The organism is Azospirillum sp. ST 5-10 (assembly GCF_051225715.1).
In the GTDB taxonomy this organism is placed as follows: Bacteria; Pseudomonadota; Alphaproteobacteria; order Azospirillales; family Azospirillaceae; genus Azospirillum.
The window spans coordinates 326,884-343,918 of record NZ_JBPJSP010000002.1 but is presented as its reverse complement, the minus strand read 5'-3'; the positions used below and the strand labels follow the sequence as shown (position 1 = coordinate 343,918).

Below are 17,035 nucleotides of genomic sequence, written 5' to 3'. Positions count from 1 at the left end.
GACTGGGTATGGGAGGTTGGAACCGTCGCACGGCCGGGTCGCCCGTTCGCCATGCTTGCGCACGAGGGTGCCGCAGCGCCCGACGCCGCACCTCTTCCACTGCGACAGCGACGTGCGAAACCCCGACAAGGACGTCCGGCCCGCCACCGGCCGGCCCCGCGGCCGCGGGCGGTCAGCCCGCGCGAATGCCGGCGAGGAAGCGCTCCACGCTGCCGCGCAGCCGGGCGGTCTGGCGCGCCAGTCCTTGGCCGGCGGTCAGCACCTGATCGGTGGCGCTCTCGGTGGCGCGGGCACCGTCGGTCATGCGCAGGGCATTGCGGGTCACCACGTCGGTGCCGGCGACCGCCTGTCCGATGCTGGCGTGGATGCGCGCCGAGGCGCCCGCCTGGGTCGTCATCGCGGCGGCGATGGTGCCGGCGGTGCGGCTGACCTCGGCGATGGTGGCGCCGATCTTCTGGATCGCGTCCACCGCGGCCGCGGTGGCCTGCTGCATGGCGCCGATGCGGGCGGTGATCTCCTCCGTCGCCTTGCCGGTCTGGGTGGCCAGCACCTTGACCTCCGACGCCACCACGGCGAAGCCCTTGCCGGCCTCGCCGGCGCGGGCCGCCTCGATGGTCGCGTTGAGCGCCAGCAGGTTGGTCTGCCCGGCGATCTCCGAAATGATGCGCACGACGTTGCCGATGCTGTCCGCCGATTCCTGCAGCCCGTGCACGGAGTCGTTGATCCGGCCGGCCTGCTCCACCGCCGTCTCGGCGATGCGCGAGGACTCGTCGATCTGCTGCCGGATCTCGGCGAACGACGCGAAGGTGTCGTCGGTGACCGCCGCCATGGCCTGCACGTTGGTCGCGATCTCCTCGGCCGCCGTCGTCGTGGCGGTCGACTGCTCGTGGGTGCGGGCGATGATGTCGGTCAGGCGGCGGGCCGTGGCGTCCAGCTCCCCGGCGGAGCGGTCCACGGCGCCGAGCGCCTCCGTCACCACCTGCTCGAACTGGCCGATCAGCCCCTCGATCCGCTGCGTCTGGCGGCGCTGCCCGTGCTGCGCGGCGACGGCGCGGAACAGGGTCCGCACGTAGTCGTCCGCCGGCTCCTCGAGGACCGCCTCGGGGGCGACGGCGGGCTGGACCACGCGCCCCTCGCGCATCACCATGATGCGGTCGCCGACGCGCACGGCCTCCTCCGGATCGTCGGTGACGAACACGACGCTGCGCCGCCGCGCCTGCTGCAGGCGCGCGATCTCGCCCTGGAGCGCCATGCGGGTCACGGGATCGATCCCGGCGAGGGGGTCGTCCATCAGCAGCACCGCGGGATCGTTCACCAGCGCCCGCGCCAGCCCGACGCGCAGGCGTTGCTCCGCCGTCAGCGCGCGCGGATGGAGGTGCGCCAGCGCCTCCAGGCCGGCGTCGGCAAGGAGCGCCTGCGCGCGGGCACGCCGGTCCGCCTTCGCCGCACCGGCGATCTCCGGAGCGAAGGCGATGTTCTCCAGGACGGTGCGGTTGGGGAACAGGGCGGCCGTGGAGAAGACCATGCCGAACGCGCTGCGGCGGATCGCGGCGAGCTCCTTCGCCGAACAGGCGCCGAGGTCGGTGCCCCGCAGGCGTACGGTGCCCGCCGAAGGCTCCACCAGCCGGTTGAGCAGGCGGATCAGGGTGGACTTGCCGGACTGGACGAGGCCCATGACGACCAAGGTCTCGCCCTCGCGCAGTTCCAGCGACACGTCACGCACCGCGACGGTGGCGCCGGTCGCCCGCGTCACCTCGTCCGAGGGAACGCCGTCCCGCACCATGGCGAGCGCCGCCGCCGGCCGGCCGCCGAAGACACGATGCAGTCCCTCGCCGGTGAGAATGGCCGATGACGTCCTGGATGAAGCCTGCATCGTCGCCTCCGGTGCCGCACCGCAAAAAACCGAGTCAAAAACTAATAATCTTAGCGCGACCCTTACCTACTTGTTCGCGACACCCTCGTTGGCAATCGCGCCAAGCGACGGACGGCGGGGGAACGGCCCCGCCCGGCGGCTCGGCGCAAAGTCCGGCGACGTCGCTTCCGTACAAGCGGATTGGCCACTTCGTTCTAGGCGTGCCGAGGCAAGTCCTGGCTAGTTTGGCGCCGCTCAACCCGCGAGGCTGGCCATGGCGACATACTCCCTCACCTCCCTGCTGAAGAACGCGCTGTCCCATCACCAGGGCTGGGACCGGGCGTGGCGTGACGCCACGCCGAAGGCCGCCTACGACGTGGTGATCATCGGCGGCGGCGGCCACGGGCTGGCGACGGCCTACTACCTGGCCAAGGAGCACGGGATCACCAACGTCGCCGTGGTCGAGCGCGGCTGGCTGGGCGGCGGCAACACCGGCCGCAACACGACGATCGTGCGCTCCAACTACCTCTGGGACGAGAGCGCCGCGCTCTACGAGAAGTCGGTGCAGCTCTTCGAGGGGCTGAGCCAGGACATCAACTACAACGTCATGTTCAGCCAGCGCGGCGTGCTGAACCTCGCCCACAATCTCCACGACGTGCGCGAGGGCATGCGGCGGGTCAACGCGCTGCGCTTGAACGGAATCGACAGCGAGTGGCTGTCGGCCGAGGAGATCAAGGCGTACTGCCCGATCATCAACACCGCGCCCGACGTGCGCTACCCGATCATGGGCGGCACCCTGCAGCGCCGCGGCGGCACGGCCCGGCACGACGCCGTCGCCTGGGGCCTCGCCCGCGCCGCCAGCCGGCGCGGCGTCGACATCATCCAGAACTGCGAGGTCACCGGCATCCGCCGCGACGGCGGCCGCGTCACCGGGGTGGAGACCAGCAAGGGCCTCATCCGCGCCGGCAAGGTGGGCATCGTCGCCGCCGGCCATTCCAGCGTGGTCGCCGCCATGGCCGACCTCCGACTGCCGCTGGACAGCCATCCCCTGCAGGCGCTGGTGTCGGAACCGGTGAAGCCGGTCATCGACTGCGTCGTCATGTCCAACGCGGTGCACGTCTACGTCAGCCAGTCCGACAAGGGCGAGCTGGTGATGGGGGCCGGCATCGACGGCTACAACTCCTACGGCCAGCGCGGCAGCTTCCACGTCATCGAGCACCAGATGGGCGCGCTGCTGGAGCTGTTCCCGATCTTCAGCCGGCTGCGCATGCTGCGCCAGTGGGCCGGCATCGTCGACACCTGCCCCGACGCCAGCCCGATCATCTCCAAGACGCCGGTCGACGGGCTCTACATCAACTGCGGCTGGGGCACGGGCGGCTTCAAGGCCACGCCGGGCTCGGGCTGGGTGTTCGCCCACACCATCGCCCGCGACCAGCCGCACGCCCTCAACGCGCCCTTCTCGCTCGACCGCTTCACGTCGGGCCATCTCATCGACGAGCACGGCGCGGCGGCCGTGGCTCACTGACCGCACGACGCCCGAGGACACCGCCATGCTGCTGATCACCTGCCCCTGGTGCGGCCCCCGCGACGAGACCGAGTTCTGCTGCGGCGGCGAGGCGCACCGGGTCCGCCCGGCCGACCCCGCCGCGCTGAGCGACGCGCAGTGGGCCGATTTCCTCTTCATGCGGCGCAACCCCAAGGGCGCCCACCGCGAGCGCTGGGTGCACAGCCACGGCTGCCGCCGCTGGTTCAACGTGGAGCGCCACACCGTCACCCACGAGATCCTGCGGGTCTACACCGGCGACGGCACGACCGTGGCGCCGGCCGCGTCCGCAGAACCGGAACTGGCGCTGGCCGCCGAGCGGGGGGGACGCTGATGGCCACGTCCAGCCACCGCACCGCCCAGGGCGGGCGCATCGACCGCTCCCGCACCGTGAGCTTCACCTTCAACGGCAAGAGCTACCAGGGCTGCGCCGGCGACACGCTGGCCTCGGCGCTGCTGGCCAACGGGGTCGCCCTGGTCGGCCGCGGCTTCAAGTATCACCGGCCGCGCGGCATCCTGTCGGCCGGCTCGGAGGAGCCGTCGGCGCTGGTGCAGCTCGGCTCCGGCGCCGCCACCGAGCCCAACGTCCGCGCCACCCAGGTCGAGCTGTACGACGGCCTCGTCGCCGCCAGCCAGAACTGCTGGCCCAGCGTGGAGACGGATGTCGGCGCCATCAACGACGTGCTCGGCAAGATCTTCGTCGCCGGCTTCTACTACAAGACCTTCATGCACCCGCGCAGCCTGTGGATGCGGGTCTACGAGCCGCTGATCCGCCGCGCCGCCGGCCTCGGCAAGGCGCCGCGGGCGGTCGACCCCGACACCTACGACAAGATGCACGCCCACTGCGACGTGCTGGTGGTGGGCGGCGGACCGGCCGGCCTCGCCGCCGCCCTGTCGGCGGCGCGCACCGGCGCCCGGGTGATCCTGGCCGACGAGCAGAACGAGTTCGGCGGCTCCCTGCTCGGCCAGCGCGACACCCTGGACGGCAGGCCCGCCGCCGACTGGGTGGCCGCCGCCGTGGCCGAGCTGGGGTCCCATCCGGAGGTGCGGCTGCTGCCGCGCACCACGGTCACCGGCTACTACGACCACAACTACCTGATCATGGCGGAGCGGCGCACCGACCACCTGCCGCGCGGCGGCGCACCGGCCATCTCGCGCCAGCGCCTGTGGAAGGTGCGGGCCAAGCGGGTGGTGCTGGCGACCGGCGCCCACGAGCGGCCGCTGGTGTTCGCCGACAACGACCGCCCCGGCGTCATGCTGGCCGGGGCCGTGCGCACCTACGTCAACCGCTACGCCGCCCTGCCCGGCCGCACCGCGGTGGTGCTGACCAACAACGACAGCGCCTACGCCGCCGCCCTCGACATGGCCGACGCCGGCATCGCGGTGGCCGCCATCGTCGACCTGCGCCCGCACGCCGACGGCGCCCTGCCCGCCGAGGCGCGCCGCCGTGGCCTGCGCATCGTCGCCGGCAGCGCGGTCGTCGCCACCCGCGGCACGAAGCGGGTGTCGGGGGTCGACGTCATGGCGCTGACGGCCGACGGCAGCGGCGTGACGGGGCCGGCCACCACCATCGCCTGCGACCTGCTGGCCATGTCCGGCGGCTGGAACCCCGCCGTCCACCTCCACTCCCAGTCGACCGCCAAGGTGGTCTACGACGAGGCCCGGGCCTGCTTCGTGCCGGGCAAATCGGTCCAGGCGGAGCGGTCCGCCGGCGCCTGCAGGGGCACCTTCGACCTGCCCGGCTGCCTCGCCGAAGGCGCCGAGGCCGGCGCCGAGGCGGCCCGGCTCGCCGGCTTCGGCGACGGCGCGCCGGCGGCCGTTCCCGCGGCGGACGCCGTCGCGGAAGCGCCGCTGCGGCCCCTGTGGGTCGTTCCCTCGACGAAGCCGCCGGGCCACGGCAAGGCCAAGCACTTCGTCGATTACCAGAACGACGTGACGGCGGCCGACGTGCTGCTGGCCTCGCGGGAAGGCTACCAGTCGGTGGAGCACCTGAAGCGCTACACCACCACCGGCATGGGCACCGACCAGGGCAAGACCTCCAACGTCAACGCGCTGGCCATCCTCGCGCGATCGCTGGCGAGCCCGATCCCCCAGGTCGGCACCACCACCTTCCGCCCGCCCTACACGCCGGTGACCTACGGCACGCTCGCCGGCCGCGACGTCGGCGCGCTGGCCGACCCCGCGCGCCTCACGCCCATGCATCCCTGGCACCTGGAGGCCGGCGCGGTGTTCGAGGACGTCGGCCAGTGGAAGCGCCCGCGCTACTTCCCCCGCGGCGCCGAGACGATGGACCAGGCGGTGGCCCGGGAGTGCCGCGCCGTGCGCTCGGCGGTCGGCGTGCTCGACGCCTCGACCCTGGGCAAGATCGACATCCAGGGCCCCGACGCGGCGGAGTTCCTCAACCGCATGTACACGAACGCCTGGCTGAAGCTGGAGGTCGGGCGCTGCCGTTACGGGGTGATGTGCAAGGAGGACGGGATGGTGATGGACGACGGCGTGACGACACGCCTCGGCCCCAACCATTTCCTGATGACCACCACCACCGGCAACGCCGCCCGCGTTCTCGACTGGCTGGAGGAGTACCTGCAGACGGAGTGGCCGCACCTCAAGGTCTACCTGACCTCGGTCACCGAGCACTGGGCCACCGCCTCGATCGCCGGGCCGAGGTCGCGCGACGTCGTGCGGGCGCTGATGCCCGACGTCGACCTCGACCCCAAGGCGTTCCCCTTCATGGCCATGAAGGAGGGCACCGCCGCCGGCATCCCGGCGCGGGTGTTCCGCATCAGCTTCACCGGCGAGCTCTCCTACGAGATCAACGTGCCGGCGCAGCACGGCCTCGCCCTGTGGCGCGCCGTGATGGCGGCGGGGGCCGAGCACGGCATCACCGCCTACGGCACCGAGACCATGCACGTGCTGCGCGCCGAGAAGGGCTACATCATCGTCGGCCAGGAGACGGACGGCACGGTGACGCCGCAGGACCTCGGCATGGACTGGATCGTCTCCAAGCAGAAGCCGGATTTCGTCGGCAAGCGCTCGTTCCGCCGCACCGACACGGCGCGCGGCGACCGCAAGCGGCTGGTCGGCCTGTTCACCGAGGATCCCGCCGAGGTGCTGCCGGAAGGGGCGCAGATCACCGCCACCCCGGGCGGCACGGCGCCGGTCCCCATGCTGGGCCACGTCACCTCCAGCTACCGCAGCGAGACGCTGGGCCGCTCCATCGCGCTCGCCCTGATCAAGGACGGCCCGGCGCTGACGGGCCGGACCGTCTACGCGCCGCTCGCCGGCAGGACGGTGGCCTGCACCGTCACCAGCCCGGTCTTCTACGACACCGAAGGAGTGCGTCTCCATGGCTAGCGCGCTGGTCCGCGCGGGCGCCGTCGCCCGCATCGCCGCCGCCCACGACGAACCGCCGGTCCTGCCGGCGGGCACCCTGTCGCTGGTCGAGCTCACCCCGCCGGGGCAGATCAACCTGCGCGGCGACCCGGCCGATCCCCGCTTCGCCCGTGCGGTCGGCGGCGTGCTGGACTGCGTGCTGCCGCTGACGGCCAACACCGTGCAGGCGGTGGGCGACGTCACGGTGCTGTGGCTGGGGCCCGACGAGTGGCTGGTGCTGACGGCGCCGGGGGCGGAGTCGGCGCTGATCGGCCGCCTGTGCGCGGCACTCGCCGACCTGCACGCCGCCGTCACCGACGTCACCGGCAACCGGGCGCTGTTCCGCCTGTCCGGCCCGCTGGCGCGGGAGACCCTGCTGAAGGGCTGCAGCCTCGACCTGCACCCCCGCAGCTTCCGGCCGGGGCAATGCGCCCAGACCCTGCTGGCGCGGGCCGGCGTGATCCTGCGCCAGGTGGACGAGGCGCCGACCTACGACCTCCTGCCCCGCCGGTCCTTCGGCGAGTACGTGTGGGCCTGGCTGGCGGATGCCATGACGGAATATGGCGGCCGCACGGCCTGACGGACGCCCGTCGCGACACCCATATTCCCCGGGGATGCCGCGACCGCCCGCCGCCGCGGGCGGGGGGCGGCGGGTGCCCGCACGATCCGCCGACGATCTTCGGAAAGCCACGGCCATGACGGTCAGCGTCTTCGACATCTTCAAGATCGGCATCGGGCCGTCGAGCTCCCACACCGTCGGCCCCATGAAGGCCGCCGCCGGCTTCGTCGCCGACCTGGCCGGGCGCGGCGTGCTCGACCGGGTGCGCCGGGTGACGGCGGAGCTTTACGGCTCGCTCGCCCTGACCGGGCCGGGGCACGGCACGGACCGCGCCGTGCTGCTCGGCCTGATGGGGGAGTGGCCGGAGACGGTGGACCCCGACGGCGTGGCCGTGCGGGCCGAGCGCGTCCGCGCCACCGGCGCCATCCGGCTGGGCGACCGCCACGTCGTCGGCTTCGACGAGGCGCGCGACCTGCTGCTGCACCGCGGCGAGACGCTGCCCGGCCATCCCAACGGCCTGCGCTTCTCCGCCTTCGACGGGCAGGACCGGCTGATCGACGCCCGCGTCTGCTACTCCGTCGGTGGCGGCTTCGTGGTGACCGAGGAGGAGCTGTTCCGCAACGAGCCGGCGCCCGAGGGGCCCGCCGTCCCCTACGGCTTCGCCAGCGGCGAGGAGCTGCTGCGGCTGACCCGCGAGCACGGCATGACCATCGCCGCCCTGGTCCGCGCCAACGAACGGGTGGCGCGCGGCGACGCCGAGCTGGACGCCGGCCTGCGCGCCATCTGGGACGCCATGAAGGCGTGCGTCGCCCGAGGCCTGACCCAGGAGGGGGTGCTGCCCGGCGCCTTCAAGGTGCGCCGCCGCGCCGCCGCGCTGCACCGCGACCTCACCGGCCGGGCCGAGGCGATGCTGCGCGACCCCTTGGCGGTGATGGACTGGATCAGCATGTACGCCATCGCCGTGAACGAGGAGAACGCGGCCGGCGGCCGCGTCGTCACCGCGCCCACCAACGGTGCTGCCGGCATCGTCCCGGCGGTGCTGCATTACTACGACCGCTTCTGCCACGGCGCCAGCGAGCGGGGCGTCTTCGACTTCCTGCTGACGGCGACGGCCATCGGCTCGCTCTACAAGAGGAACGCCTCCATCTCCGGCGCCGAGGTCGGCTGCCAGGGCGAGGTCGGGGTGGCCTGCTCGATGGCCGCCGCCGGCCTCGCCGCGGCGCTCGGCGCCACGCCGGAGCAGGTGGAGAACGCCGCCGAGATCGGCATGGAGCACAACCTCGGCCTGACCTGCGACCCCGTCGGCGGGCTGGTGCAGATCCCCTGCATCGAGCGCAACGCCGTCGGCGCGGTGAAGGCGATCAACGCCGCCCGGCTGGCCCTGCGCAGCGACGGGGTCCACCACGTCTCGCTGGACAAGGTCATCAAGACCATGCGCGAGACCGGCGCCGACATGCAGTCGAAATACAAGGAAACCTCGCTGGGCGGCCTGGCCGTCAACCTCGTCGAATGCTGACCCGCGGGGCGCAGCGCCGCCCCGCCCTTCCGGAGACCGCGATGACCGTCCTCGATGCCACCCGCCCCGGCGCCGCCGGCGGCGAACCCTCCCTTGCGGCCCCCCTGGCCGCCGCCGACCCCGCCGTCTTCGCCGCCATCGGCCGCGAGTTGCGGCGCCAGCAGGACCAGATCGAGCTGATCGCCTCGGAGAACCTGGTCTCCCCGGCGGTGCTGGAGGCGCAGGGCTCGGTGCTGACCAACAAGTACGCCGAAGGCTATCCCGGACGGCGCTACTACGGCGGCTGCGAATTCGTCGACGAGGTGGAGCAGCTCGCCATCGACCGCGTGCGCGAGCTGTTCGGCTGTGCCTACGCCAACGTGCAGCCCCACTCCGGCGCCCAGGCGAACCAGGCGGTGTTCATGGCCCTGCTGAAGCCCGGCGACACCATCCTCGGCATGTCCCTGGCGGCCGGCGGCCATCTCACCCACGGCGCGCCGCCGAACCAGTCGGGCAAGTGGTTCAACGCCGTCGGCTACGGCGTGCGCCGCGAGGACGGCCTGATCGACTACGACGAGGTGGAGCGGCTGGCGCGGGAGCACGCGCCGAAGCTGATCGTCGCCGGCGGCTCCGCCTATCCCCGCCGGATCGACTTCGCCCGCTTCCGCGCCATCGCCGACGCGGTGGGCGCCTGGCTCCTGGTGGACATGGCCCATTACGCCGGGCTGATCGCCGGCGGCGTCTACCCAAGCCCCCTGCCGCACGCCCACGTGGTGACCACCACCACCCACAAGACGCTGCGCGGGCCCCGCGGCGGCGTGGTGCTGTCCAACGACCCGGAAATCGGCAAGAAGATCAACTCCGCCGTCTTCCCCGGTCTGCAGGGCGGGCCGCTGATGCACGTCATCGCCGCCAAGGCCGTCGCCTTCGGCGAGGCCCTGACCCCGGCGTTCAAGACCTACGCCCGGGCGGTGCTGGACAACGCCCGCACGCTCGCCGACCGGCTGGTGGAGGGCGGCTTCGCCATCGTCTCGGGCGGCACCGACAGCCACATCGTGCTGGTCGACCTGCGGCCCAAGGGCCTGACCGGCAAGGACGCCGAGGCGAGCCTGGAGCGCGCCGGCATGACCTGCAACAAGAACGGCGTCCCCTTCGACCCGCAGAAGCCGACGGTGACCTCGGGCGTGCGCCTCGGCTCGCCCGTGGGCACGGCGCGCGGCTTCGGCACCGCCGAGTTCGCCCGCGTCGGCGACCTGATCACCGAGGTGCTCGACGGGCTGGCCGCCGGCACCGCCGACGACAACGCCGCGGTGGAACGGCGGGTGCGCGAGGAGGTGCGGGAGCTGTGCCGGCGGTTCCCGGTCTACGCCGGGCGGTAGGGTGCGGAAAGGCCCTCGCCTGGCCCGGCCGGGGCCACGCACGGGCCCAACCGATCCGACGGTGACTGACCTGAAGGTGTGCCGGAGCGCGCGCAAAGCCGCGCTGAGCGGGAGATGGCGTGCCACAGGTGATGAAGCTGGGCACTGGGAGATCGCGATCCCTCTCCCCTCTCGGTCCTCGAGCGGCCGACAGCAGGTTCAAATCAGGGGCGGGATTTGGTCTTTACCGAACACATCTTCGACGGTGACAACCAGAGTAAGGCGCATTGGCAGACGGGTGCCCGTGAGAATCGGCAGCATTTCACTCGGTGGAAGTATCTGCCGACCGAGGCACCGGCGCGTTGGCTGCAAATGCGGGAATCGCGCGCAAGGGCGAGATTACGGCAGCGAGGCGCGGCCACCGCTCAAGGGAAACTCCCACCCGCTCTGCGTTGATGGCTTGCGGAAAAAGTACGATATCCGCGACAGACGGAGCGTTCCCAACAGCGAACAGCCTCTCCGGCTGCCGGGACAGCAGGGCTTCGATCGCGGTCAATCCTTCCTGTATCCAGTGGCGGTTCCATTCCATAACGGTCATGGAATCGGCGCCGGGAATGGTGCCCAGCCGCTTCGCCACGCGGGGCGGCAAAAGGGGATGGATGTCCGATGCGATGGAAAGGGCTACTGACCGGGCCAGGGCGCGCTCGGCCGGATCGGCCGGCAAAAGCGCCGGTTCGGGAAACCGCTCGTCGAGATACTCGACGATTGCCAGCGATTGCGTGATCAACACGCCGTCATCGGTCAGAAGCGCCGGCACGAGGCCCTGCGGATTGACCGCAAGGTAAGCGGCACTGCGGCTGCGCGGTTCCGCACCGAGAATGGAAGTCGGTACGCTTTCGACCTCCACTCCCTTCAGGGCCAGCGCGATCCGTACACGGGCGACAGCGGAGGAGATCCGGTCTTCGAACAGCTTCACGTCTTCTTCCTCACTGATGGGGGGTGCTCACCGCTGCCGATGCTTCGGCAGGCTGGTGCGGAACGGGTGCGACAGATGAAGGGAGGGGCTGCGGCAGCGAGAGCAGAGCCAGGATGGAGGGGGCCTCGTGGGGATCGTCGTCCCAGGCGCAGGGGACGGCAGCGAGCCCGATGGCCGCCACCACCGCAAGAAGGACACGCACCGTGCTGTCTCCTACAGTGGATGTATGGTAATCATTACGATCGTAATCACATCGACGCCCCGCCAAGACCGGCGGCTACGGCGACGGTGATCAGGACAACTGAACTTCCAGTGACGACATGGGCCGCAAGACCACCAGCACACCTGCCGCCGCCACCTCCGACACGCCGGCTGCTGCGCCGGCCGGGAGATCGCAATCCGCCAGGCTGGCGGATTTCATGTGCTTCACGATCTATTCGGCGAACCTCGCCTATTCGCGGGTCTACAAGCCGGTGCTGGAGCAGCTTGGCGTCACCTATCCCCAGTACATCACCATCATCACCCTGTGGGAGGAGGATCGGCAGACCGTCAAGAGCCTTAGCGAGAAGCTTTTCCTGGAGCCCAGCACCATGACGCCCATGCTGCAACGGCTTGAGGCGATGGGCTATGTCACGCGGATGCGCGACGACGAGGACGAACGCAGCGTCCGCGTCTCTTTGACCGAGGCGGGCCGCCAGCTTCGCGAGAAGGGCTTGGGCTTCGGCGAATTGACGGTGAAGGCTTCCGGGCTTCCGCCCGACGAGTTCCGCACCCTCCAGAGAGCGGTCGCCCGATTGCGCGACAACCTCCGGCAGGCCAGCAAGTGAAAGAGATTGGATGCGGAAACTCGAGGCCGTGCGGGCTTCTCCTCAGCCGAAGGTAAAGGCGTAGGCGTCGACTCCGGGATCGAGAAAGCGGACCTCGAAGGTCCGTTCCCGAACCGCGCCGGCCTGCCGCACCAGCTGATAGAGCTTGGTTTCCGAAACGGTGCCGTAGCCCTCGGCGTCCGTGTCCGTTCCGTGATCGGGTCCTGGTGCCATGCCGTCCACTGTAACCTGGAAGTGGACCGGCTTGCCGTCCTTGGCGGGGCCGAGGATGAGGTGCAGGTCACGCGCCCGGAAGCGGTAGACGATCGCCCCGCCCGCCCGGTTCAGCCGGGCCAGCTCGGCCCCGACCGTCCAGTTGCCGGAAAGTCCCCAGCGGTTGAGCCGCAGCGTACCGACGGTATAGTCCTGCGGTCGGTCGATGCCGTCCCGTTCCGGCGACGCGAAGTTCGCAGCCTGCCGATAGCCGACATAGGTTTCGCCGGAATGAATGTCGTCGAGGTCGGCGGGCGCCTGGACGCCCTGCCCCGCCGGACTGACCAGCCGGCCCTCGCCGACTTGGCCCCCAGCGGCCCGGCCTCCGGCGGCCTCTGCCAGCAAGTCCCGGATGACCCGTTCGGTTTGCTCATACCCGCCCTCGCCGAACTGGTGATGACGGATCCGGCCCGTGGCATCGGCGATATAGAAGGCCGGCCAATAGCTGTTGCCGAACGCCCGCCAGATGCGGAAGTCATTGTCGATCGCCACCGGGTAGGTAATGGCAAAATCCCGCAGCGCCTTCTGCACGTTCCCGATCCGCTTCTCGAAGGCGAACTCCGGGGCATGGACACCGACCACCACCAGCCCCTGGTCTCTGTACTTCTCCGCCCATGCCCGCAGGTACGGCAGCGTCCGGATGCAGTTGATGCAGGAGTAGGTCCAGAAGTCGATCAGGACGACCTTTCCACGCAGCTCCTCCGTGGTGAGCGGCTTTGAGTTCAACCAATCCGTTGCACCGTCCAAGGAAGGAAGAAGGCCCTCGACCGGCAGGTTGCTGCGGTAGACCCGCCGGGCATCGGCAAGCACCAAGCCCGTCCCGGACTTCTCCGGCGCACCCGACGCTCCGGCAGCGGCCGGAGCGAACCGGTCGATCAGCGACTGTTCGACGCCTGACGTGCCGGCATAGGACAGGCGGGCCAGCACCCCCGTGTCGAACCCCAAGGCGATGACGCCGACACTCGCGAGGACGGCGATGCCGAGTCCCCGGCGGAGACGCTCCCCGACAGCGAGCGACCGCTTCATCGCCGCCAGCGACCGGCCGCCGGCAAGAAGGGCGAGCGTCAGGGATGTCGCCGCTCCGGCCGCATAGGCCACCAGCAGCAAGGTGGTTTGCAGGCTGGCGCCGTGTAGCGCAGCACCAGTCAGGACCAGCCCGAGGATCGGCCCGGCGCAGGGTGTCCAGAGCAGACCGGTGGCAACGCCCAGCAGAAGCGACCCGGCTACACCGGCCCGACCAGACAGCCGGTTGCCGGCGGCGACCAGCGGACGGCTGAGCACCGCCGCGGCGCGGGGCGACAGGAGCGTCCACCCGAACACGGCCATCAGCGCGATGGCGGCGGCTCGCCCGGCTCCGTTCACTTCCACCGCCCAGCCTCCGCCCACGGCGGACAGCGTGGCGACCCCGGCGAAGCTGGCCACCATGCCGAACAGCATCGGCAGGACGCTGCGGAACAGCGGCTGCCCCACCCGTGAAAAGACGAAGGGTGCGACCGGCAAGATGCAGGGGCTGACGATGGTCAGGGCGCCCGCCAGAAAGGAGACGAGAAAGAGGATCATGGCTGAACCCTTTCGAAGGGCCGGGCACTGGATCGCGCCCGACCCGGCAAATCATTGTGAGATCATTGAAAGATCATTGGGAGACCGCCTCGGCCGCCTCGACGATCAGGGCAGCGACGGCGTCGGGCTTGGCGGCGTAGACGGCGTGGCTGGCCTCGACCGACCGGACATGGCTGCCGGCCCGGCGGGCCATCTCCAGTTCCAACTCCGGATTGATCGAGCGGTCGGCGGTCGCCACCAGTGCCCAGCTCGGCTTGGATTTCCACGCCGGCTCCCCAGCCGGCGTCGTGAAGGCGTCCTTCGCCGCGAACACTTGGGAGTGGGCGAGGAAGGCCGCGTCGACTGCCGGAAGATCGGCGGCGAAGGCACCGGCGAAGGCCGGCGGGTCGAGATAGAGGTAGCCGTCGGCGGTCGCCTTGACGGCACCCGGCTCGGCACCGGGCACTGGCTTGCTCTCGGCCAGTTTGGCGAGGCTTTCGCCCTTGTCGGGCTCGAAGGCGGCGACATAGACCAGCGCCGCCACATGGCTGTCGTTCCCGGCATCGCTGATCACCATCCCGCCATAGCTGTGGCCGACCAGGACGGTCGGGCCCGTCTGAAGGGAGAGGACACGGCGGGTGGCCGCGACATCGTCGCCGAGCGAGGTCAGCGGCTGCTGAACGATCGACACGGAATAGCCCTTGGCGGTCAGAATGTCGGAAACCTTGCGCCAGCCCGAGCCGTCGGCGAAGGCGCCATGCACGATGACCACGGACTTTACCGGGGCGGCGGCGGCCGGCGACCAGGGAGCGGCCAGCGAGAGGGCCAGACCGAACAGGGCAGTCGGAAATCTGCACGGGAGCATGGAGCATCCCCTCACGTTGTTTGCGTCATAATGATTATTTTGGTAATTACATTGGCGGAAGGCGGGCTGTCCAGACGGAACGATGCGGATGCCGGCGTGCGGCAGGGGGTTTTTTGTATCGGCACGTATCAGCCGACGGTGCGGATACGGACCGACACAAACCGCCGGACGCGGGCAGGACTCCATCCGTCGTAAGCCCGTCGAACAGCAGCGGGGTTCGACCGAATGGATCGCATCGACCACGTCCTAATCGTCGATGACGACCGGGACATCAGGGAACTGGTATCCGGCTATCTGAAGAGGAACGGCCTGCGCGTGACCCTCGCCGCCGACGGCCGGCAGATGCGATCGTTCCTGGAGCGCGACCGGGTGGATCTCATCGTGCTCGACATCATGATGCCGGGAGATGACGGGCTGGTTCTGTGCCGGGAGCTTCGCGCCGGTCGGCATGCCACGATACCGGTCCTGATGCTGACCGCGCGCAACGACGAGACGGACCGGATTCTCGGCCTGGAGATGGGGGCCGATGACTATCTGGCGAAGCCGTTCGCCGCACGCGAGCTGCTGGCCCGCATCAAGGCGATCCTGCGCCGGGCGCGCATGCTGCCGCCCAATCTCCAGATCAGTGAGGCCGGACAGCTTCTGAGCTTCGGCAACTGGCGGCTCGACACCGTCGCCCGCCATCTGCTCGACCATGACGGCACCGCTGTTGCGCTGAGCGGTGCGGAATACCGGCTGCTGCGTGTCTTCCTCGACCACCCGCAGCGAGTCCTGTCGCGCGACCAGCTTCTCAACCTGACGCAGGGACGCGGGGCGGAACTGTTCGAACGGTCTATCGACCTGCTGGTCAGCCGGCTTCGGCAGCGGCTTCGCGATGATGCGCGCGAGCCCAGCCACATCAAGACCGTCCGCAATGAAGGCTATGTGCTGGCAATGCCGGTGGAGATCACGAGGGCACGGCCATGAAAGACACGGTCATGGGCGGCGCGGTCCGCCGGTTCCGTCGCCTCTTGCATCCGCCGCGCACCTTGCGCTGGCGGCTGTTCCTCATCCTCCTGACCGGACTTGTCCTGGCACACGGACTGTCCTTCGGGGCGCTGTTCCTGGAGCGCACCAGTGCCGCCAAGGCGATGATGCTCGGCACGCTGGAGCAGGATGTGGCGACCTCGGTCGCACTGCTCGACCACCTTCCGCCGGAGGAGCGCAGCCGTTGGCTGGCGGTGCTGGAGCGGCGCAACTACCGTTACGAGCTTGGCCCCGGCCTGCCGGGCGTGCCGGACCTGGGCGGTCGCGGCGCGGAGATCGCCCGCGCCATCAACGGCGGTGCCGGCCCCGGCTTCCCGGTGGCGGTCGAGACCATTCCGGGCAACCGCCCGCATCTCCAGGCCCATGTCACGCTCCGCGACGGCTCACCGGTGACGATCGACGTGACGCCGGCGCTCATGCCGCTCGCCGCTTGGCTCCCACTCCTGCTGGCCGCTCAACTTCTGCTGCTGGTCCTCTGCACTTGGCTTGCCGTGCGTCAGGCGATCCGCCCCTTGACGCGCTTCGCCAATGCGGCCGAGACGCTTGATCCCAGCGGCAAGGCTGCACGGCTGGAGGAGGACGGCCCGAGCGAGGTCGCCCATGCCGCAACTGCCTTCAATGCCATGCGGGACAGGATCGCCCATTACCTGGAGGAGCGCGTGCGGATCCTCGCCGCCATCTCCCACGACCTCCAGACGCCGATCACCCGCATGACGCTGCGGGTCGAAATGGCGGAGGACAGCCCGGAGAAGGAGCGGTTGCTCCGGGATCTGTCGCAGATCGAACGGCTGGTGCGTGACGGGGTAGCCTATGCGCGCAGCGCCCATGGCGATGTCGAGACACCGGCGCGCATCGACGTCGGCTCCTTCGTCGAAAGCCTCGCCTTCGACTATCAGGACACGGGCAAGCCGGTGACCATCCGCGGGCTCTCCGGCGCGGTCCTGATCACCCGGCCGCACGCACTGCGCCGCATCCTGACCAACCTGATCGACAATGCGCTGAAATTCGCCGGAGAGGCCGAGATAACGGTGACCCGGGACAGTGGTGGCCGGATCGGCATCGCTGTCCGCGACACCGGCCCCGGCATTCCGGAGCATCAGCTCACCGCCGTCCTCCAGCCCTTCTACCGGCTCGAACAGTCCCGCAACCGCGACTCCGGAGGAACCGGCCTGGGGCTGGCCATCGCTCACCAGCTGGCACTGGCGATCGGCGGGTCTCTGACGCTGCGGAACCGGCGCACCGGCGGCCTCTGTGCCGAGGTGACGCTCGGCTGACCGTGGGACTAAGCAGGTTTGCCCAGATCGGGCCACAGATGGCCCGGCCTGGGCAAACCTGCGGACTCCATGGTTTTGCAGGTTTTCCGAGCCCGCC

Annotated in this window: 13 protein-coding genes; 9 read left to right on the top strand and 4 right to left on the bottom strand. The window is 70.4% G+C overall.

Annotated elements, in window-relative coordinates; translation table 11 throughout:
- Window positions 1-172: 172 nt before the first annotated feature.
- Window positions 173-1,873, bottom strand: a complete 1,701-nt coding sequence (locus ACSBPG_RS03930) for a methyl-accepting chemotaxis protein (RefSeq protein ID WP_435535801.1) — start codon at window positions 1,871-1,873, stop codon at window positions 173-175.
- 253 nt (window positions 1,874-2,126) lie between these two features.
- On the opposite strand from ACSBPG_RS03930, the gene ACSBPG_RS03925 reads away from it, so the two are divergent.
- The 6 genes from ACSBPG_RS03925 (at window position 2,127) to glyA (ending at window position 10,200) form a co-directional block, all read left to right on the top strand.
- Window positions 2,127-3,377 carry a sarcosine oxidase subunit beta family protein gene (locus ACSBPG_RS03925; protein ID WP_435535800.1) on the top strand — a complete coding sequence of 417 codons (1,251 nt, stop codon included), beginning with the start codon at window positions 2,127-2,129 and terminating at the stop codon, window positions 3,375-3,377.
- A gap of 25 nt (window positions 3,378-3,402) precedes the next feature.
- On the top strand, window positions 3,403-3,729 hold the full coding sequence (locus ACSBPG_RS03920; protein ID WP_435535799.1) for a sarcosine oxidase subunit delta: 327 nt from the start codon (window positions 3,403-3,405) through the stop codon (window positions 3,727-3,729).
- Window positions 3,729-6,749 (top strand): sarcosine oxidase subunit alpha, encoded by a 3,021-nt coding sequence (locus tag ACSBPG_RS03915; RefSeq protein ID WP_435535798.1) that lies wholly within the window; start codon window positions 3,729-3,731, stop codon window positions 6,747-6,749. Before ACSBPG_RS03920 ends, ACSBPG_RS03915 begins: the two co-directional genes overlap by 1 nt.
- The gene (locus ACSBPG_RS03910; protein WP_435535797.1) at window positions 6,742-7,347 is read left to right on the top strand and encodes a sarcosine oxidase subunit gamma; all 606 of its coding nucleotides are present in this window, start codon (window positions 6,742-6,744) and stop codon (window positions 7,345-7,347) included. The genes ACSBPG_RS03915 and ACSBPG_RS03910 overlap by 8 nt, the downstream gene beginning before the upstream one ends.
- 115 nt (window positions 7,348-7,462) lie before the next feature.
- Window positions 7,463-8,842, top strand: a complete 1,380-nt coding sequence (locus tag ACSBPG_RS03905; RefSeq protein ID WP_435535796.1) for an L-serine ammonia-lyase — start codon at window positions 7,463-7,465, stop codon at window positions 8,840-8,842.
- A gap of 41 nt (window positions 8,843-8,883) precedes the next feature.
- Window positions 8,884-10,200: a serine hydroxymethyltransferase gene (gene glyA / locus ACSBPG_RS03900; protein WP_435535795.1), complete on the top strand. Its 1,317-nt coding sequence runs from the start codon at window positions 8,884-8,886 to the stop codon at window positions 10,198-10,200.
- Between the two features lie 301 nt (window positions 10,201-10,501).
- On the opposite strand, the gene maiA is transcribed toward glyA, so the two are convergent.
- Complete coding sequence (gene maiA / locus ACSBPG_RS03895) at window positions 10,502-11,155, bottom strand: maleylacetoacetate isomerase (protein ID WP_435535794.1); 654 nt, start codon at window positions 11,153-11,155, stop codon at window positions 10,502-10,504.
- A 320-nt stretch (window positions 11,156-11,475) separates the two neighbouring features.
- Here maiA and ACSBPG_RS03890 point away from each other — a divergent pair, with 320 nt between their 5' ends.
- Complete coding sequence (locus tag ACSBPG_RS03890; protein ID WP_435535793.1) at window positions 11,476-11,982, top strand: MarR family winged helix-turn-helix transcriptional regulator; 507 nt, start codon at window positions 11,476-11,478, stop codon at window positions 11,980-11,982.
- 42 nt (window positions 11,983-12,024) lie between these two features.
- Here the strand turns inward: ACSBPG_RS03890 and ACSBPG_RS03885 are convergent, their stop codons facing one another.
- Both ACSBPG_RS03885 and ACSBPG_RS03880 read right to left on the bottom strand, forming a co-directional pair.
- Window positions 12,025-13,794 carry a cytochrome c biogenesis protein DipZ gene (locus ACSBPG_RS03885; protein ID WP_435535792.1) on the bottom strand — a complete coding sequence of 590 codons (1,770 nt, stop codon included), beginning with the start codon at window positions 13,792-13,794 and terminating at the stop codon, window positions 12,025-12,027.
- A 73-nt stretch (window positions 13,795-13,867) separates the two neighbouring features.
- The gene (locus tag ACSBPG_RS03880; RefSeq protein WP_435535791.1) at window positions 13,868-14,638 is read right to left on the bottom strand and encodes an alpha/beta fold hydrolase; all 771 of its coding nucleotides are present in this window, start codon (window positions 14,636-14,638) and stop codon (window positions 13,868-13,870) included.
- Window positions 14,639-14,863: 225 nt separating this feature from the next.
- Here ACSBPG_RS03880 and ACSBPG_RS03875 point away from each other — a divergent pair, with 225 nt between their 5' ends.
- Window positions 14,864-15,604: a response regulator gene (locus ACSBPG_RS03875; RefSeq protein ID WP_435535790.1), complete on the top strand. Its 741-nt coding sequence runs from the start codon at window positions 14,864-14,866 to the stop codon at window positions 15,602-15,604.
- The gene (locus ACSBPG_RS03870) at window positions 15,601-16,938 is read left to right on the top strand and encodes a sensor histidine kinase (protein WP_435535789.1); all 1,338 of its coding nucleotides are present in this window, start codon (window positions 15,601-15,603) and stop codon (window positions 16,936-16,938) included. Before ACSBPG_RS03875 ends, ACSBPG_RS03870 begins: the two co-directional genes overlap by 4 nt.
- Window positions 16,939-17,035: the final 97 nt, after the last annotated feature.